Consider the following 16,839-nt stretch of genomic DNA (forward strand, 5'->3'; position numbering starts at 1 on the left):
GCAGGCGACCTGCGGAGCCTCGCCGCCGACAAGGGCTACGACGATATGGGTTTCCGCGAGGAGCTTCGCGCAGAAGGCGTTCGACCGCTGATCAAGCATCGCGTCTTCGCACCGTACGACCACGCGCACAACGCCCGGATCGACGATGACCTCTACAACCAGCGGTCGGTGTGTGAGACCGTGAATTCGGTGATTAAGCGCTCGTACGGCTCCGCCGTCCGAGCGCGAGCGTGGTATCGCCAGTTTCGTGAAATTGTGCTCGCCGCCGCAGTCTACAACGTCGAACAAGCCGTGAAACAGTGAATCCCGTCGCCCTCTGCGGATTCAATGAAGCCGAGTCGAAGTCGTCGTGGCCGTGCGGGAGCGGACCGTCGTGGTCGGCGAATCGCGCGGCGAGATGGTCGTAGTAGTCGGTGTCCTCCCAGACGAGCCCCTTCTCGAAGCGCTGGACGAGCCCGCGGTACCGCGGAAGGTCGCCGACCGCGTGGCGGTTCGCGGGCCGGTCCCAGTCGCCGCCCTGCACCCGGCCGAGCCCCCAGGGGAGCTCCACGTCGTCGACGTAGTGGGTGACCACGGTCGGGTCGACCGCGATGGTCGCCCACGGCTCGGTCGGCACGCCGTACCGGAGGCGGTTGTGGATGCCCCAGAGCCGCGTGTACCACTCGAACTGCGTCGCGAGCGGCACCGGCTGGCGGGCGAGCGCGAGCCGTCGGAACCGCTCAGCGATGGCGGGACGGACCGACCGGGCGAGGGACGCAGGGGACCCCTGCCGGAGAACTGTGGGCGTGAGATAGTCGCGGGGCGACATGGACTCTCAGCCGGGGGACTTCTCGTACTCGTACCGTTCGGTATCGAACTGCTCGTCGGTGGCGGTCCGTCGGTCGCCGAAGCCGACCGACTCGTAGAACCGGACCCCGACGTCGTTCTCGGCGAACACGGAGACCCGCAGGCGGTCGAAGCCACGGTCACGGAACACCGCTTCCAGCCGGTCCAGCAACGCGCGACCGACGCCGTCGCCCCAGTAGTCGGGGTGGACGTAGATGCGGTAGAGGTGGGCCACGTCCGCCTCGTCGTCGTCCGGGACCCCCTCGACGAAGCCGACGACCGCGTCGTCGACCGCGGCGACGAGGAACGGCCGAGCATCGGGCTCGATGTCGTCCGCGACGAGCCGGTCCGGGTCGTACCAGTTCACGATGATGTCGTCGACGACCCCTGGCCCGAGGATGTCGTCGTAGACGGCGTGACAGGCGGCGTCGGCGACGCGCTGGACGGCGCGGGCGTCGTCGCCCCCGGCCCCGCGCACGGAGAGCGAGTCATGCATGCGTCGTCGATTCGATGGGGGACGGGAAAGGTTTGGGGCGGGGTGGCACGCCGCCCAGACGACAGCCGTTCGCACGCGTGGCCGCCCTCCGAAATCGTTTTCATCCGCCCCCGCGCACCATCGGTATGCCGACCGATTCCGAAACGGGGTACGACCCCACACTCGGGAACAAATTCATCTTCGTGACGGGCGGCGTGATGTCCGGGCTGGGCAAGGGTATCACGGCCGCGAGCACAGGCAGACTACTGAAGAACGCGGGGTTCGACGTGACCGCGGTCAAGATCGACCCGTATCTGAACGTCGACGCCGGGACGATGAACCCCTACCAGCACGGTGAGGTGTACGTCCTGAAAGACGGCGGCGAGGTCGACCTCGACCTGGGGAACTACGAGCGGTTCCTCGACGAGGACATGACGTTCGACCACAACGTCACGACGGGCAAGACGTACAAGCACGTCATCGAGAAGGAGCGCGCGGGCGACTACCTCGGCAAGACGGTGCAGATCATCCCGCACGTCACCGACGACATCAAGCGACGGGTGCGCGAGGCCGCCGAGGGCACCGACGTCTGCATCGTCGAGGTCGGGGGCACCGTCGGCGACATCGAGGGGATGCCCTATCTGGAGGCGCTGCGCCAGTTCGCCCACGAGGAGGACGAGGAGGACTTCCTCCTGACCCACGTCACGCTGGTGCCGTACTCGAAGAACGGCGAGCAGAAGACCAAGCCGACCCAGCACTCGGTCAAGGAGCTGCGCAGCATCGGCCTCCAGCCCGACGTGCTGGTCGGTCGCTGCAGCGAACGACTGGACCCGGAGACGAAGAAGAAGATCGCGCTGTTCTGTGACGTGCCGACCGATGCGGTGTTCTCGAACCCGGACGTCGAGGACATCTACCACGTCCCGCTGGTCGTCGAGGAGGAGGGCCTCGACGCCTACGTGATGGACCGACTCAACCTCGACGCGAAGGCGCTGCCCGAAGCGAAGCGCGAGAACACCTGGCGGGAGCTCGTCACCCGCGAGCGCGAGGGCAAGGTCGACGTCGCCCTCGTCGGCAAGTACGACCTCGAGGACGCGTACATGAGCGTCAACGAGTCGCTGAAACACGCCGGCCTCGCGAAGGGCGTCGACGTGAACGTCGTCTGGGTCGACTCCGACGAGATGGTCAACGACGACACCGACGGCACCCACCGCGAACGGCTGGAGTCCGCCGACGGCATCGTCGTCCCCGGCGGCTTCGGCTCCCGTGGTACGGAGGGGAAGATTCACGCCATCCAGTACGCCCGCGAGCACGACGTGCCGTTCCTCGGGCTCTGTCTCGGCTTCCAGATGGCCGTCGTCGAGGTCGCCCGCGACGTGCTCGGCTACGAGGACGCCCACAGCGCCGAGATGGACCCGGAGACGACGAACCCCGTCATCGACATCCTGCCCGAGCAGTACGAGGTCTCGGACATGGGCGGGACGATGCGGCTCGGCGCACACCAGACCGACATCACCCCCGGCACGCTCGCCGAGGAGGTGTACGACGCGTCGGCCTGCACGGAACGCCACCGGCACCGCTACGAGGTCAACCCCGAGTACTTCGAGGACTTCGCCGAGACGCCGCTCGTCTTCTCCGGTCGCGCGGGCAACCGCATGGAGATACTGGAGTACGAGGACCACCCGTACTTCCTCGGCACGCAGTTCCACCCCGAGTTCCGCTCCCGGCCCGGCCGGGCGTCGCCGCCGTTCGTCGGCCTGCTCGAGGCCGTGATGGACCGCGCCGGAGTCGAGGGTGCGGACAACGGTGTCGACGGTGAGGAGGTGACCGCCTGATGGTGGACGTCGACGAGTTCATCGACGAGAAGGTCACCGAAATCGCCGAGGCGGTCGGCGACGCCAACGCCGTCATCGCGCTCTCCGGCGGGGTCGACTCCTCGACCGCCGCCGCGCTCGCCTACGAGGCCATCGGCGACCAGCTCACCCCGGTGTACGTCGACACCGGGCTTATGCGCAAGGGCGAGACCGAGGAGATCCGCGAGACGTTCGACTACATGGACTCGCTCCGCATCGTCGACGCACGCGAGCGGTTCCTCGACGAACTCGAGGGCGTGACCGACCCCGAGGAGAAGCGCCACGTCATCGGCGAGCAGTTCATCCGCGAGTTCGAGACGGTCGCGAGGGACGTGGACGCGGATTACCTCGTGCAGGGCACCATCTACCCGGACCGCATCGAGAGCGAGGGCACCATAAAGTCCCACCACAACGTCGGCGGGCTCCCCGAGGTCGTCGACTTCGAGGGCATCGTCGAGCCGATGCGCGACCTCTACAAGGACGAGGTCCGCGAGGTCGCCCGCGCGCTCGACCTGGACGAGCTCGTCTCCGAACGGATGCCGTTCCCCGGCCCCGGGCTCGCCGTCCGCATCATCGGCGAGGTCACCGAGGAGAAGCTCGACGTCGCCCGCATGGCCAACCACGTCGTCGAGGAGGAGCTGGCGGAGCACGAGCCCTGGCAGGCGCTCGCGGCCGTCCTCGGCAAGGCCACCGGCGTCAAGGGCGACAACCGCGTCCACGGCTGGGTCGTCGCCGTCCGCTCGGTCGAGTCCCGCGACGGCATGACCGCCCGTGCGCAGGAGGTCGACTGGGACACGCTCCAGCGCATCCAGTCCCGCATCACCGCCGGCCACGACAACGTCTCCCGGGTCGTCTACGACGTGACCCACAAGCCGCCGGCGACCATCGAGTACGAGTAACCCGCTCGCGGCTGTTCGACGTCTCCTCGTTTTCGCCGTCGGCTGTCACAGCGCCCAGTCGCGCCCGACCGGTCACTGCGCGGCCAGCCAGGCGTCGAGGTCGGTGACGACCTCGGCGGCGACGTTGTTCGGTTCGTAGTACTTCGCGAGGCTGGACGGGCCGGAGCCGGCGAACAGCAGGTGGTCGAGCGACGGGTAGCTGTGGTAGGTGCCGCGGTCGCCGATGGCGGTCTCCCAGTCCTCGATATCCGAGGGCGGCACTTGGAAGTCGCGCTCGCCCTGCTGGACGATGGCGGGGATGTCGAGGTCGGCGGCGACGGCGGTCTGGTCGTACGCGCGGAGGCTGGCCCAGAAGCTCCCGTCGTAGCCGAGGACGTCCTCGTCCTCGGAGAACTCCCCGTTCGAGATGCGCTCGACCTGGGCCGCGATGTCGTCGATGCGGCGCTGCTCGGCGTCGCTTATCTCGCCGTCGAGCCCGAAGATGTGCCGGTTCTGCATCGGGAGCAGCTCCCAGAGCTTCCCGGCGGGGGCTGCCAGGAGCGCCATCCCGTCGGCGCCGGACCGCCGGGCGATGCGCGGCGCGGCGAGGCCGCCCTGGCTGTGGCCGGCGACGTGGACCGCGGAGACGCGCTCCTCCTCGCGGAGCCGTTCGACGGCGGTGACGGCGTCGTCGACGGTCACGTCGTCGATGGTCACGTCGTCGGTGGCGCTCACGTCGCAGGCGTAGGTGCGCTTGTCGTATCGGAGGACTGCGTACCCCCGCGTGGCGAGGCCGTGGGCGAGGTCGCGGAAGATCTTGTTCGGGCCGACGGTCACGTCGCGGTCGTTCGGGCCGCTGCCGTGGACGAGGACTACGCCCGGCACCGGCTCGTCGCCGGTCGGCAGCGAGAGCGTCGCGCCGAGGTCGCAGGCCGGGGAGGGGAGGGTGAGCTCGGTCTCGTCGAACGCCGACTCGTCGACGTAGTCCGGCGAGCTGTACTCACCCTGTGGCGGCTGGATGAACAGGCTGTTCGGCTCGCCGCTGGCGTCGAAGCCCCAGCGGAAGTTCAGGACGCCGCCCTCGAACGTGGCTTCGACCACGACGACGTGGCTCCCGTCGTCGTTCGCGGTGTGGGTGACGTTCGCGACGGCCCGGAACGTGCCACGGTCGCCGGTGGCCTGCTGCCAGGCTCCTTCGAGGCGCTCGGGGGTGAGTACCTCGGCGGCCTCGTCGGTGAAGGCGTTCGAGACGCGCTCGAACTCGCCGTCGGCGAGCGCGACGGTCAGCTCGCGCGCCTCGGTCCGGAGCGCGGCCGGGTCGACGGTCCCCTCGGCGGTCGTCTCCTCGCGCGTGGTCTGCTCCTCGGTCGCCGTGGGTGTCCTCGTCGCGGTCGGCGTCGCCGTCGGGGTCGGTGTCTCGGTGGCGGCACCGTCGTCGCTCGAACAGCCGGAGAGGGCGGTCGCCGCCGTGGCCGACAGCGCGGCCAGGAGGCGACGGCGGGTGGGCGTATCCATACTTCCATCTTCCCCGGAGAGAACAAAAGGCTGTGGCGAAGCGATCTTCGAGAAGAAACCTGACAGTTAGTCGTCGCCGGTCGCGCGCTCGACGATACGGTCGGCCGCGGCGCTCGCGTCGTGCGTGCCCACTGGCGGGCGGTTCACCTCGGCGGCCCTGCTCTCGTCGAGGTCCGGAATCTCGACGTTGCGCTCGCGCTCGCTGCCGTCGCGGGCGTCCTGGTCGATGCGCATCGAGCAGAACTCCGCGCCGCACATCGAGCAGAACCGGGCGTCCTTGTAGTTGTCACCCGGCAGGCTCTGGTCGTGGAACTCCCGGGCGCGCTCGGGGTCGAGCGCGAGGTCGAACTGCTCCCGCCAGTCGAACTCGTAGCGGGCCGACGAGAGCGCGTCGTCCCAATCGCGCGCGCCGGGGCGGTCGTTCGCGATGTCGGCCGAGTGGGCGGCGATGCGGTACGCCGCCAGTCCGTCCTTCACGTCCTTCTCCTCGGGCAGTCCGAGGTGCTCCTTCGGGGTGACGTAGCAGAGCATCGCGGCCCCCGCCTCCGCGGCCATCGCCGCCCCGATGGCGCTCGTGATGTGGTCGTAGCCCGGCGCGATGTCGGTGACGAGCGGGCCGAGCACGTAGAAGGGTGCGCCGTCGCAGACCTCCTGCTGGCGCTCGACGTTCTCGGCCACCTTGTGCATCGGCACGTGACCTGGTCCCTCCACCATCACCTGGACGTCGTGGTCCCAGGCGACCCTGGTCAGCTCCCCGAGAGTGTCGAGCTCGGCGTACTGCGCCTCGTCGCAGGCGTCGGCGACCGAGCCCGGTCGGAGGCTGTCCCCCAGGCTGAACGTCACGTCGTGCTCGGCGAATATCTCGCAGATCTCCTCGAAGTGCGTGAAGAGGGGGTTCTGTTCGCCGTTGGCTTCCATCCACGACGCCAGGATGGAGCCGCCACGGGAGACGATGCCCGTCACGCGCCCGTCGGTCAGCGGGAGGTGCTCCATCAGGATGCCGGCGTGGATGGTCATGTAGTCGACACCCTGCTCGGCCTGCTTCTCGATGACCGAGAGCAGTATCTCGGGCGTGATGTCCTCGGGCGAGCCCGCCTGCTTCAGCGCCCCGTACAGCGGGACGGTCCCGATGGGCACCGGCGAGCGCTCGACGTTGTCCTCGCGGATGCGGTCGAGGTCCTCGCCGGTCGAGAGGTCCATCACCGTGTCCGCGCCGTGGCTCACCGCGACGTGGAGCTTTCGCCGCTCTTCCTCGATGCTGCTCGTGGTGTCGCTGTTGCCGATGTTCGCGTTGACCTTCGTCGAGAACTCCCGGCCGATGATCATCGGGTCGAGCGAGTCGTGGTGGACGTTCGCCGGAATCACGGCCTGCCCCGCCGCGACCTGCTGGCGGACGAACTCCGACTCGACGCCCTCTCGCTCGGCCACGCGCTGCATCGCCGGTGTGACGACTCCGTTCCGCGCTTTCCGTATCTGCGTCATCGACTACTAGGTAATACTACTAGGTTATAACTCTATGGTCCGACAGCGTTTTCGCCCGACCGGGCGGACGGCCAGTATGGCCGACGCAGACGAGTCCCCGACGTACGACCTCCGCGAGGGCCCACCCTCCCCCGAACGGTTCGTCGAACTCCGCGACACGGCCGGGATGAGCCACCGGACCATCGAGGCGGCCCGCGAGGGAGTGCCGAACAGCTACTACGCGGTGCGGGTCGTCGCGGCGACGGACGACGCCGAGCCTGTCGTCGGGATGGGGCGCGTCGTCGGCGACGGTGGCACGGTCTTCCAGCTCACCGACATCGTGGTCCACCCCGACCATCAGGGGCGAGGCCTCGGCACCGAGATAACCGACGCGCTCGTTACACACCTCCGCGAGACCGCGCCCGAATCGGCCTACGTGAACCTCATGGCGGACGTCGAGGGGTTCTACGAACGCTGGGGCTTCGAGTACACGGCCCCCGATTCGCAAGGGATGTTCATCCGCATCGGCGAGGAGTGACAGCGGCGAGTTCACTGATAGTGTAAACTCCCGGCCGGGTCCGGGGCTGTGAGCGGGCCGGCGGCAGGCCCGGCGAATCGCCGGCCCCCACGACGGGTGGACGCCAGTTTCATACCGCCCCCGGCCCTCGTCGCGGCCATGGACACCTATCGCGCGTTGCAGGTCGACGCGTTCACCGACGAGCCGCTCTCGGGCAACCCGGCGGGGGTCGTCCCGGACGCGGACGGGCTGGAGCCGGACCGGATGCAGGCTGTCGCGGCGGAGCTGGCGGTCTCCGAGACGGCGTTCGTCCACCCGAGCGGCAGCGCCGACTTCAGGCTGCGGTACTTCACGCCGACGACCGAGGTCGACCTCTGTGGGCACGCGACCGTGGCGACGTTCGGCCATCTCTCCGAGGACGGCGTCGTCGACCCGGGGACGTACACCGTCGAGACGAACGTGGGCGTGCTCGACGTGACCGTCGAGGACGACGGGACGGTGTGGCTGGACCAGGACACGCCGACCGTCGTGGAGGTCGACCTGTCCTACGAGCGGGTGGCGGACGCGCTCGGCATCGACGCCGCGACGCTGCAGGACGTCGGAGCGGACCTCCCGCTGGCCATCGCCGAGGCGGGCGTGCGCTACCTCGTGGTCCCGGTGAACTTCCTCGAGCACCTGGGCAACGTCGACCCGGACCTCGGCGCGGTCGAGTCGCTGACCGAGGCGGTCGACGCGACGGGGCTGTACGCGTTCACGTTCGACGCCGTCGGCGCCGAGTCACAGCTCCATGCGCGGATGTTCGCGCCCGGCGCAGGCATCCCGGAGGACCCGGTCTGTGGCACCGGTGCCGGCGCGGTGACGGCGTATCTGGACCACTACGGCGCGTTCGCCGACGAGTTCCCGGACGAGGTCGTGATAGAACAGGGCCACTTCGTCGACCGCCCGGGACAGGTGCGCGCCCGCACCGCGCCGTTGCGCGTGGGCGGTCGGAGCGTCACCGCCCTCGACGGGTCGCTGGTCGTCCCCGAGGCGGACGAGGACGAGATACTCGAAGCCTAGGGCAGCGGGTCGTCGTCGTCCTCTGACTGCTGCTTCCGCCGGGACCGCGTCTCCCTGTCGCCGGCGACGGCGTCGGTCGCCCGTTCGCTACGGCCGTCGTCGTCGTCGTCGTCGGACTGGGACGAGCGGGACGAGCCACTGCCGCCGGACTGCGAGCGCCCCGACCGGCTGGTGCGTTCACCGCCGGAGCTGCTCGAGGAACGCTGGCTCCCACCCGACGAGCGGGAACTCCCGCCGCTCGACCGGGTGGTGGTCGACCCGCTGCCAGTGGAGACGCTCGTGCCGGCCGAGGCGGTGTCGCCGCCCGACTCCACCTCGCGCTCGAGGTCCCTGATGTCCGTTCGCAGGTCATTCTCGACGCTGGAGAGCTGGTCGTTCACCACGTCGAGCACCTCGCTCTTGAGCTGCTCGTCGTCGCCCCCGTCGTCCTCGGCGGCGATGGCACGGGCCATCGTCCGCGTCAGGGCGACGGACTTGCCGACCTGCCAGACGACGATACCGACCACCGACAGCGCGACGGTGATGACGGGATTCGCGGCCGCGACGGCGGCGTCGAACTCCGCCGGGAAGTTGACGCGCAGGATGGAGATGGTCTCGCCGAGGCCAAGATAGACACCGAGGCCCACAATCGCCATCCCGACCCCGAACGACAGCCACGAGAGCAGTCGGTAGTAGCCGACCAGTTTGAACGTCTGCTTGGTATCCATGGCCGAAGGGTCACGACGACGGACCATAACGCCTACGGCTGTTCGACCCGGAAGCGGGCCGTCGGTTATCCCCACGATTCAAAACAGTCGACCGCGTGGGTCCGGACATGACGACACAGGCCGACCGACTCGGTGACGAGCTCCGCGAGCGCGAGGAGACACTCGCGGTGGCGGAGTCGTGTACGGGCGGGCTGCTCGGGGCGCGAATCACGGGGGTCCCCGGCGCGTCGGACTACTTCGACCGGGGGCTCGCGACCTACGCCTACGGTGCGAAGGAGCAGCTGCTCGGCGTCGACCGCGAGGCACTCGACGAACACGGTGCGGTCTCCGAGCCCGTCGCCCGGCAGATGGCACGTGGCGCGCGCGACACCGCGGACGTGACCTGGGGCGTCGCGACGACGGGCATCGCCGGCCCGGCCGGCGGCACAGAGGAGACGCCGGTCGGGACGGTGTACGTCGGCGTCGCCTACGCGGGGCCGTGGGGGAGCGGCTCCTCGTACGCGACCGTCGAGCGCTACGAGTTCGACGGCGACCGCGACGCGGTGCGCGAGCAGACGGTCGACCGGGCGCTCGCGGACCTGCTCACCGAGGTGACCCGATGAACAAGAAGGGACACGTGATGAACGGCGTGCTGCTCTCTATCGGTCTCGGCTACATCCTCGAACCGTCCGGCACCGAGGCGACGTTCGTCACGATTCTGGAGGTCGGCCTCCCCGTGACCCTCGGCGCGCTGTTCCCCGACGTCGACACCGAGTTCGGCAAACACCGGAAGACGCTGCACAACCTGCCCGTCCTCGGCCTGTTCGTCGCGTTCCCCTACGTGTTCGGAAACCTCGAGTTCGTCTGGATCGGCGTCCTCACCCACTACGTGCTCGACGTCATGGGGAGCAAACGGGGCATCGCGCTGTTCTACCCCTACCCGCAGGAGTTCGGGCTGCCGGTCGGCGTCGCGGTCAAGAGCAAGCACGCCGACCTGATGACGGTCGTCATCACCGGCTTCGAACTGGTCGTCGTCGCCGCCATCGTGTTCTACACGCCGTGGGACACGCTCGAACTCGGCGGTAGCATCCAGCAGGGCATCCAGGCCCTGGGCGTGTAGACCGGCGCGAATCAGTAGACTGCGACGTCGTCGAACCGGCCCTCGTAGGCGATGTGTCGCGGATGGGTCGGCTCGGTCCCCTGGAGGAACAGCCGGTCGATCTTCGACCACGAGTTCTCGTAGCCGAGATGTGCGAACTCCGCGAGACAGCGGAGCTGGTGGCGGACGCCCGTCCGCCGGCCGACGGTCCGCGGGACGCCTTCACGGAGCGCGTCGACGAGGTCCTCGGGCCGCTCGACCCGGCGCTCGAAGCGGGTCCACACCTCGCCGACGCTCGACCGCAGGTGCGCGTACGACGAGCCGAACGGCGGCCAGCGGCCCTCCTCGACGATGCGGCGCGCCCGCCGCCCGGCACGGGCGAGGAGCTTCGGGTTGTACGCCTCGACGCCGTGGATGCGGTCGCCGTAGGCCGCCAGGTCGGCACCGGTCAGGCTGACGTTCAGGAAGCCGGGGTGCGGCGCGAGGACGACCGCGTCCTGTCGCTGGAGCTCGCTCATCGCGCCCTCCAGCGTGATGAAGTCGGGGACCGGCTCGTCGAGGCCGACCGCGAGCAGGTGCTTGCGGGCGTGCCAGCTCCCCGTGAACAGCTCCCGTCCCGGGATCACCAGCAGCTCGTCGTCGCTGAAGGCAGCGGCTCGCTCGCGTATCTCCGGCAGCCTGACGAAGTGCGGTGCGTACACGAGCGCGTCCAGCCCGGCCGCCTTCGCGCGCTCGACGACCGTCTCGTCGAGCACCTTCACGTGCATGTCGACGCGGAAGCCCTCGCTGTCGCTCACACCGCCACGTTTCCCCACGCCGAATTTATCCGTTGCGCTTTCACGATGCGGGGTCGCTGGGCGGTCGGAATCCCCGGCAGTGGCCCGGGATGTCGGGAGTGCCCAACTGGTTTTGCACGGCACCTATTTTTATATGGAGCGTGTACTCTGATACGAGTAGCCCTCGCAGCCCTCACACACCGGACACTACTATGAAGAAGGACCAGGTCAAGGCAGGCAAGACGATCCAGCAGCAGACGGGGCGAACGTTCCATCTAGCGACGCGGCTCCTCCCGAAACGCATCAGACACGCGACGTACGTGCTGTACGGGTTCTTCCGTATCGCCGACGAGATCGTGGACGACCCCGACGGTCCCGACCCCGACGAGCAGGCCGAACAGCTCGCCGACCTGCGTGCGGAGGCGCTCGGCGAACAGCCGACCGACGAGCCGGTCCTCGCCGCCTTCGTCGACCTCTGTGAGGAGCACGACATCGACGACGAGTGGGTCGTCGAGTTCCTCGACGCGATGGAGAGCGACATCGACACCGACCGGTACGAGACCTACGAGGACCTCGAGGAGTACATGCGTGGCTCCGCCGCCGCCGTCGGCGTCATGATGACCGACATCATGGACCTGGACGACGACGAGTACGAGCAGGCGCTGCCCCACGCCATCAAGCTCGGCGAGGCGTTCCAGCTGACCAACTTCATCCGTGACGTCCGCGAGGACGTCGTCGACCGCGACCGCGTCTACCTGCCCATCGAGACGCTCGAACGCCACGGCGTCGACCGCGACCAGGTCATCCGGCTCGAGACGAGCGAGGAGTTCTGCGCCGCCGCCGAGGAGGAACTGCACCGTACCGAGGAGCTGTACCGGGAGGGCGTCGCTGGCATCCGGTTCCTGCCCGAGGACTGCCAGTTCGCCGTGCTGCTCGCGGCCGTGCTGTACGCCGAACACCACCGCGAGATCCGAGCGGTCGACTTCGACACCATCACCCACGAACCCGACCTCTCGACCGCCCGGAAGCTCCTCCTCGTCGCGAAGACCCGCTGGCACTGGCTCTGGAACAAGGACCCCGAGGCGGTGTTCCACCGCGTGAGCGCGGTGCCCGCCGGCGAGGCCACGCACCACGAGCACGGGCGGGGCTGGATGCGCTGGCTGCCGACGCGGTGAACTGGAGGCAGGATTTATAGCTCGCCACGGCGTGTGCTATCGTATGGCACACAAGCGTGGGAGTGGCTCGACCCCGCTCGACCGGCTTACATCGCACTACGACGACGTGGACCTCCGGTGTCCGAGCTGCGGCTACGAGGACGACGAGGGCGGCTGGAAGGCAGAGACGAACGGGGATACCGTACTCTACCGCCACATCTGTCCGAGCTGTGGGTCGATTCGGAAGCGGACGCTGAAGCTACGGTCGTAGCGGGCCCCGCTCCGTGCAGGACGGGAGTACAACCCTTTTGAGCACGTCGGGCGAACGCACGTGCATGCAGACCCACATCGTCCCGGTCGGCTTCGACTACGACCGGCTCATCGCGCCCCTGGTCCGCGACCAGTTCGACGTGGACCGGGTCATCCTCCTGGAGGGCGCGGTGGGGAGCGAGGCCAACGTCGAGTACTCGCAGAACCTGTCCCAGAAGCTCGAGACGGACTTCCAGAACCTGCTGGGCGCGGAGACCGAGCGCATGGTCGTCGCCGACGTCTACGACTACGACGCCGCGTTCGAGCAGGCGTACGACCTCATCGTCGAGGAGCTCGACCGGGGCAACGAGGTCTGGGTGAACATCGCCGCGATGCCCCGCACCGTCTCCTTCGCGTTCGCGACCGCCGCCCACTCCCTGATGGTCGAGCGCGAGGAGGACCGCGAGTCCATCCACACCTACTACACCGCCCCCGAGAAGTACCTGGAGACCGAGCTCGCCGAGGAGCTGCGCAAGCAGCAGGACCTCCTGGGTGACCTCGCCGACGCCGGCCTCGACGACGACCTCCGGGAGCGCGTCGTCGCCCGACTCGACGCCGCCGACGGGCTGCTCAAGGAGTTCGACGAGCGCGGCACCACCATCGGCGCGAAGGAGATCGGCGGCAGCCACGTCATCGAGCTGCCGGTCGCGTCGTTCTCCAACGTCAAACCGTTCGAGGAGGTCATCCTGTTCGAGCTGGGCGAGCACGGCGAGTTCGACTCCGTCTCGGAGCTGGCGGAGGCGCTCTCGCGCGAGCTCAACGAGGAGTACACCGACTCCTTCCGCTCGAAGGTCATCTACAACGTGGATAGACTCGGTCCGGGTGGGAAGGGGTACATCGAGCAGGAGGAGGTCGGGAAGTCCTACCGGACCAGGCTGTCGCGCATCGGGGAGCTGTGGGTCCGCGCACACTCCGACCGGGGGACGTAGTCGCCCCGTCCAGACGCAGACGGCACGGAACCCCCGCTCAAACTATATACGCGTCGATACCCAACTTACAACCATCATGAGCAAGCTCAAGAGAGGTATCATGGCCGCCGGAGGAATCGCGGTCGGACTCCTGACGCTGCGGACGATTCGCAAACTGCGCTCGGACGGCGACGCGGACCCGGACGCGGCAGTCGAGCCGGAGGAACTCGCGGGGGAGGCTGAGGAGCCGGAGGAAGCCGCGGCGGACGCCGGCGAACCCGAGACCGACACTGCCGTCGAGGTAGCGGTCGAGGCGGCCGAGTCGGAGCCCGAGGCGGCCGGCGCGGACGGCGAGGAGGGAATGGAGACGGCAGCCGAACACGCGACCGCCGCGGTCGAACACGCGGGCGCCGCGCTGAAGCTGGCGCTCGAAGCCAGGCGCGAGACGGCAGAGTAGGGTGTTGGCGGCCCGATGCTGCGGTACGTGGCCGTCGGACACGCCACCGCTGGCTTTTTATCCGCTCGCGAACCTCGTTCGGGTATGGAGCACGCCCCTGTCGCCGTAGTACGTACGTAGGGCCCGACAGCGGTGTGCGTCGTTCTCTCGAAGTCGCACGCGAGGAGCGGCGGCACCGTCGAACTGCATCGATTGTATTAAACGGCGATTGGACCACTGACAGCACAACGAGTACGACATGCCAGACGGAGACTACAACCCACAGGCGACCGAGGAGAAGTGGCAGGACCGATGGGTCGACGAGGAGACGTACGCGTACGACCCCGAGGACGAGGAACTGGACCCGAACACGGTGTACAGCATCGACACGCCGCCGCCGACCGTGTCGGGCAGCCTGCACATGGGCCACCTGTACGGCCACACGTTGCAGGACTTCGCGGCGCGGTTCCACCGGATGAACGACGGCTCGGTGATGTTCCCGTTCGGCTACGACGACAACGGCATCGCCTCGGAGCGACTCACCGAGAGCGAGCTGGACATCCGCCACCAGGATTTCGAGCGCCGCGAGTTCCAGCAGAAGTGCCGCGAGGTCTGTGCGGAGTACGAGGCCGAGTTCACCGAGAAGATGCAGGACCTCGGGATGAGCATCGACTGGTCTCGCACGTACAAGACCATCGAGCCGCGGGTCCAGCGCGTCTCCCAGCTCTCGTTCATCGATCTCTACGAGCAGGGCCGCGAGTACCGGAAGAAGGCCCCGGCCATCTGGTGTCCCGAGTGCGAGACGGCCATCTCGCAGGTCGAGCAGGAGGACGCCGAGCGCCACACCCACTTCAACGACATCCGGTTCGACCTGACCGAGCCGACGGAGTCGGGCCGCGAGAGCTTCGTCATCGGGACGACTCGCCCCGAACTCCTGCCCGCCTGTGTCAGCGTCTTCGTCCACCCGGACGACGACGAGAACGCCGAGCTCGTCGGCCAGACCGCCGAGATACCTCTCTTCGGGCACGAGGTCCCCATCATCGAGGACGACCGCGTCGACCTGGAGAAGGGTACCGGCGTCGTCATGTGCTGTACGTTCGGCGACCAGAAGGACATCGAGTGGTACCAGGCCCACGACCTCCCGTTGCGCGTCGCCATCGACGAGTCCGCGACGATGACCGACCTCGCGGGCGAGTACGAGGGACTGAGCACGCACGAGGCCCGCGAGGCCATCGTCGAGGACCTCGACGACGCGGGCTACCTCGAGGGGCGCGAGGAGCTGACACACACTGTCCAGGTCCACGAGCGCTGCGAGACCGACGTCGAGTTCCGCGTCTCCAAGCAGTGGTACGTCGAGATCCTCGACCACAAGGACGAGTACCTGGAAGCCGGCGAGCAGATGGACTGGTACCCCGAGAAGATGCACACGCGGTACGAGCACTGGATCGAGGGGCTGGAGTGGGACTGGCTCATCTCGCGCCAGCGCGACTCCGGCATCCCGTTCCCGGTCTGGTACTGCACGGACTGCGGCCAGGAGGTCGTCGCCGACAAGGCCGACCTGCCGGTCGACCCGCTCGGCGACGAGCCGCCGGTCGATTCGTGTCCCGACTGCGGCCACGACGAGTTCGAGCCCGAGGACGACGTCTTCGACACGTGGGCCACCTCCAGCCTGACCCCGCTGGTCAACGCCGGCTGGGACTGGGATGAAGAGAACGGCTTCACGATGGACGAGCCGGAGCTGTACCCGTTCGACCTGCGCCCGCAGGGCCACGACATCATCAGCTTCTGGCTGTTCCACACAGTCGTCAAGTGCTACGAGCACACGGGCGAGGTGCCGTTCGACGCGGTCATGATCAACGGCTGGGTCCTCGACGAGAACCGGGAGAAGATGTCGAAGTCGCGGGGCAACGTCGTCGAGCCGTCGGCCGTCGTCGACGACTACCCCATCGACGCCATCCGGTACTGGGCGGCGTCGTCGACGGTCGGCGACGACTTCCCGTTCAAGGACAAGGACATCGTCGCGGGCGAGAAGCTCCTGCGCAAGCTCTGGAACGCCTCGAAGCTCGTGGAGCACCTCGCCCCCGAGCCCGTCGACGAGCCCGACTCGTTCGACGACCTCGACGAGTGGCTGCTCGCTGAGATGGACGCACTCGTCGCCGAGCTCACCACGCACTTCGAGGCGTACGAGTTCTCGAAGGCTCGCGACCGGCTGCGGTCGTTCTTCTGGAACACGTTCTGTGACGACTACCTCGAGATCGCGAAACAGCGGCTCGACGACGAGGACAGCGCGTCGACGCGGTACGCGCTCCGGACGGTACACGAGACGTTCTTGCACCTGTTCGCACCGCTGGTGCCCCACATCACGGAGGAACTGTGGCAGGACATGTACGGCCACACCGCGGCGGCGGACAGCCTCCACCTGCGGTCGTGGCCCGAGCCACGCGGCTACGAGGCCGACCTCGCCGGTGGCGAGGCCGCGATGGCCGTCATCGGCGCGCTCCGGCGCTACAAGTCCGAGAACCAGCTGCCGCTGAACGAGCCGCTCGACCACGTCGCCGTCTACGGTGACGTCGACGGCTTCACCGACGCCATCGCGGGCGTCATGCACGTCGCGGAGTTCGAACTGCTCGACGAGCCCCCGGAGATCACGACCGAGATAGCCGACATCAGCCTCGACTACTCGACCCTCGGCCCGAAGTACGGCGGGACGGTCGGCGAGTTCGACGCCGCCATCGAGGCCGGCGAGTACGAGCTCGACGGCGACACGCTCGCGCTGGCAGGCGAGACCCTCGAAGCGGACGAGTTCGAGGTCCGCGAGGAGCGCACCTACTCCGGCGAGGGCGAGATGCTTTCGGCCGACGACGCCATCGTCATCGTCAACTGACGGCGCA

The 16,839-nt window shown here is 68.3% G+C and carries 18 protein-coding genes; 12 read left to right on the forward strand and 6 right to left on the reverse strand.

The features are described from left to right. Nucleotides 1-303: transposase (locus BLT27_RS09320; protein ID WP_139172287.1), on the forward strand; the 303-nt coding region annotated here is incomplete at its 5' end. On the opposite strand, the gene BLT27_RS19090 is transcribed toward BLT27_RS09320, so the two are convergent. Continuing rightward, the gene (locus BLT27_RS19090; protein WP_139172288.1) at nucleotides 194-808 is read right to left on the reverse strand and encodes a hypothetical protein; all 615 of its coding nucleotides are present in this window, start codon (nucleotides 806-808) and stop codon (nucleotides 194-196) included. The genes BLT27_RS09320 and BLT27_RS19090 overlap by 110 nt on opposite strands. A gap of 6 nt (nucleotides 809-814) precedes the next feature. Then, nucleotides 815-1,321 (reverse strand): GNAT family N-acetyltransferase, encoded by a 507-nt coding sequence (locus BLT27_RS09325; RefSeq protein WP_089733171.1) that lies wholly within the window; start codon nucleotides 1,319-1,321, stop codon nucleotides 815-817. A gap of 125 nt (nucleotides 1,322-1,446) precedes the next feature. On the opposite strand from BLT27_RS09325, the gene BLT27_RS09330 reads away from it, so the two are divergent. Both BLT27_RS09330 and guaA read left to right on the forward strand, forming a co-directional pair. Further along, on the forward strand, nucleotides 1,447-3,132 hold the full coding sequence (locus BLT27_RS09330; RefSeq protein ID WP_089733173.1) for a CTP synthase: 1,686 nt from the start codon (nucleotides 1,447-1,449) through the stop codon (nucleotides 3,130-3,132). After that, the gene (gene guaA, locus BLT27_RS09335; RefSeq protein ID WP_089733175.1) at nucleotides 3,132-4,049 is read left to right on the forward strand and encodes a glutamine-hydrolyzing GMP synthase; all 918 of its coding nucleotides are present in this window, start codon (nucleotides 3,132-3,134) and stop codon (nucleotides 4,047-4,049) included. The genes BLT27_RS09330 and guaA overlap by 1 nt, the downstream gene beginning before the upstream one ends. Nucleotides 4,050-4,121: 72 nt before the next feature. On the opposite strand, the gene BLT27_RS09340 is transcribed toward guaA, so the two are convergent. Both BLT27_RS09340 and thiC read right to left on the reverse strand, forming a co-directional pair. After that, a complete protein-coding gene (locus BLT27_RS09340) occupies nucleotides 4,122-5,543 on the reverse strand; it encodes an alpha/beta fold hydrolase (RefSeq protein ID WP_089733179.1) in 1,422 nt (473 codons plus the stop codon). 66 nt (nucleotides 5,544-5,609) lie between these two features. Further along, complete coding sequence (gene thiC / locus BLT27_RS09345; protein ID WP_089733181.1) at nucleotides 5,610-7,025, reverse strand: phosphomethylpyrimidine synthase ThiC; 1,416 nt, start codon at nucleotides 7,023-7,025, stop codon at nucleotides 5,610-5,612. Nucleotides 7,026-7,101: 76 nt separating this feature from the next. Between thiC and BLT27_RS09350 the strand changes: the two genes are divergently transcribed. Together BLT27_RS09350 and BLT27_RS09355 are read left to right on the forward strand one after the other, a co-directional pair. Further along, nucleotides 7,102-7,542, forward strand: coding sequence for a GNAT family N-acetyltransferase (locus BLT27_RS09350; protein WP_089733184.1), 441 nt, complete (start codon nucleotides 7,102-7,104; stop codon nucleotides 7,540-7,542). Between the two features lie 138 nt (nucleotides 7,543-7,680). Continuing rightward, nucleotides 7,681-8,580 carry a PhzF family phenazine biosynthesis protein gene (locus BLT27_RS09355; RefSeq protein ID WP_089733185.1) on the forward strand — a complete coding sequence of 300 codons (900 nt, stop codon included), beginning with the start codon at nucleotides 7,681-7,683 and terminating at the stop codon, nucleotides 8,578-8,580. On the opposite strand, the gene BLT27_RS09360 is transcribed toward BLT27_RS09355, so the two are convergent. Continuing rightward, complete coding sequence (locus BLT27_RS09360; protein WP_089733187.1) at nucleotides 8,577-9,287, reverse strand: hypothetical protein; 711 nt, start codon at nucleotides 9,285-9,287, stop codon at nucleotides 8,577-8,579. The genes BLT27_RS09355 and BLT27_RS09360 overlap by 4 nt on opposite strands. A 107-nt stretch (nucleotides 9,288-9,394) precedes the next feature. Between BLT27_RS09360 and BLT27_RS09365 the strand changes: the two genes are divergently transcribed. Together BLT27_RS09365 and BLT27_RS09370 are read left to right on the forward strand one after the other, a co-directional pair. Next, nucleotides 9,395-9,889, forward strand: a complete 495-nt coding sequence (locus tag BLT27_RS09365) for a CinA family protein (RefSeq protein ID WP_089733486.1) — start codon at nucleotides 9,395-9,397, stop codon at nucleotides 9,887-9,889. Then, nucleotides 9,886-10,386, forward strand: a complete 501-nt coding sequence (locus tag BLT27_RS09370; protein ID WP_089733190.1) for a metal-dependent hydrolase — start codon at nucleotides 9,886-9,888, stop codon at nucleotides 10,384-10,386. The genes BLT27_RS09365 and BLT27_RS09370 overlap by 4 nt, the downstream gene beginning before the upstream one ends. Before the next feature lie 11 nt (nucleotides 10,387-10,397). Here the strand turns inward: BLT27_RS09370 and BLT27_RS09375 are convergent, their stop codons facing one another. After that, nucleotides 10,398-11,132, reverse strand: a complete 735-nt coding sequence (locus tag BLT27_RS09375; protein ID WP_089733488.1) for a PHP-associated domain-containing protein — start codon at nucleotides 11,130-11,132, stop codon at nucleotides 10,398-10,400. Between the two features lie 221 nt (nucleotides 11,133-11,353). Between BLT27_RS09375 and BLT27_RS09380 the strand changes: the two genes are divergently transcribed. From BLT27_RS09380 to BLT27_RS09400, 5 genes are all read left to right on the forward strand, one after another. Then, on the forward strand, nucleotides 11,354-12,316 hold the full coding sequence (locus BLT27_RS09380; RefSeq protein WP_089733192.1) for a phytoene/squalene synthase family protein: 963 nt from the start codon (nucleotides 11,354-11,356) through the stop codon (nucleotides 12,314-12,316). A gap of 43 nt (nucleotides 12,317-12,359) precedes the next feature. Continuing rightward, a complete protein-coding gene (locus BLT27_RS09385) occupies nucleotides 12,360-12,566 on the forward strand; it encodes an HVO_0649 family zinc finger protein (protein WP_089733194.1) in 207 nt (68 codons plus the stop codon). A gap of 64 nt (nucleotides 12,567-12,630) precedes the next feature. Beyond that, a complete protein-coding gene (locus tag BLT27_RS09390; RefSeq protein WP_089733195.1) occupies nucleotides 12,631-13,533 on the forward strand; it encodes an HFX_2341 family transcriptional regulator in 903 nt (300 codons plus the stop codon). Between the two features lie 76 nt (nucleotides 13,534-13,609). Next, complete coding sequence (locus BLT27_RS09395; RefSeq protein ID WP_089733197.1) at nucleotides 13,610-13,969, forward strand: hypothetical protein; 360 nt, start codon at nucleotides 13,610-13,612, stop codon at nucleotides 13,967-13,969. A 238-nt stretch (nucleotides 13,970-14,207) separates the two neighbouring features. Beyond that, nucleotides 14,208-16,832, forward strand: coding sequence for a valine--tRNA ligase (locus BLT27_RS09400; RefSeq protein ID WP_089733199.1), 2,625 nt, complete (start codon nucleotides 14,208-14,210; stop codon nucleotides 16,830-16,832). The last annotated feature ends 7 nt before the right edge of the window (nucleotides 16,833-16,839 follow it).

This window comes from Haloarchaeobius iranensis (assembly GCF_900103505.1).
In the GTDB taxonomy this organism is placed as follows: Archaea; Halobacteriota; Halobacteria; order Halobacteriales; family Natrialbaceae; genus Haloarchaeobius; species Haloarchaeobius iranensis.

Excerpts from the sequence above, each read along its gene's own strand:
- BLT27_RS19090 (WP_139172288.1), bottom strand. The coding sequence starts at position 808 with ATGTCGCCCCGCGACTATCTCACGCCCACAGTTCTCCGGCAGGGGTCC.
- BLT27_RS09325 (WP_089733171.1), bottom strand. The coding sequence starts at position 1,321 with ATGCATGACTCGCTCTCCGTGCGCGGGGCCGGGGGCGACGACGCCCGC.
- BLT27_RS09330 (WP_089733173.1), top strand. The coding sequence starts at position 1,447 with ATGCCGACCGATTCCGAAACGGGGTACGACCCCACACTCGGGAACAAA.
- guaA (WP_089733175.1), top strand. The coding sequence starts at position 3,132 with ATGGTGGACGTCGACGAGTTCATCGACGAGAAGGTCACCGAAATCGCC.
- BLT27_RS09340 (WP_089733179.1), bottom strand. The coding sequence starts at position 5,543 with ATGGATACGCCCACCCGCCGTCGCCTCCTGGCCGCGCTGTCGGCCACG.
- thiC (WP_089733181.1), bottom strand. The coding sequence starts at position 7,025 with ATGACGCAGATACGGAAAGCGCGGAACGGAGTCGTCACACCGGCGATG.
- BLT27_RS09350 (WP_089733184.1), top strand. The coding sequence starts at position 7,102 with ATGGCCGACGCAGACGAGTCCCCGACGTACGACCTCCGCGAGGGCCCA.
- BLT27_RS09355 (WP_089733185.1), top strand. The coding sequence starts at position 7,681 with ATGGACACCTATCGCGCGTTGCAGGTCGACGCGTTCACCGACGAGCCG.
- BLT27_RS09360 (WP_089733187.1), bottom strand. The coding sequence starts at position 9,287 with ATGGATACCAAGCAGACGTTCAAACTGGTCGGCTACTACCGACTGCTC.
- BLT27_RS09365 (WP_089733486.1), top strand. The coding sequence starts at position 9,395 with ATGACGACACAGGCCGACCGACTCGGTGACGAGCTCCGCGAGCGCGAG.
- BLT27_RS09370 (WP_089733190.1), top strand. The coding sequence starts at position 9,886 with ATGAACAAGAAGGGACACGTGATGAACGGCGTGCTGCTCTCTATCGGT.
- BLT27_RS09375 (WP_089733488.1), bottom strand. The coding sequence starts at position 11,132 with ATGCACGTGAAGGTGCTCGACGAGACGGTCGTCGAGCGCGCGAAGGCG.
- BLT27_RS09380 (WP_089733192.1), top strand. The coding sequence starts at position 11,354 with ATGAAGAAGGACCAGGTCAAGGCAGGCAAGACGATCCAGCAGCAGACG.
- BLT27_RS09385 (WP_089733194.1), top strand. The coding sequence starts at position 12,360 with ATGGCACACAAGCGTGGGAGTGGCTCGACCCCGCTCGACCGGCTTACA.
- BLT27_RS09390 (WP_089733195.1), top strand. The coding sequence starts at position 12,631 with ATGCAGACCCACATCGTCCCGGTCGGCTTCGACTACGACCGGCTCATC.
- BLT27_RS09395 (WP_089733197.1), top strand. The coding sequence starts at position 13,610 with ATGAGCAAGCTCAAGAGAGGTATCATGGCCGCCGGAGGAATCGCGGTC.
- BLT27_RS09400 (WP_089733199.1), top strand. The coding sequence starts at position 14,208 with ATGCCAGACGGAGACTACAACCCACAGGCGACCGAGGAGAAGTGGCAG.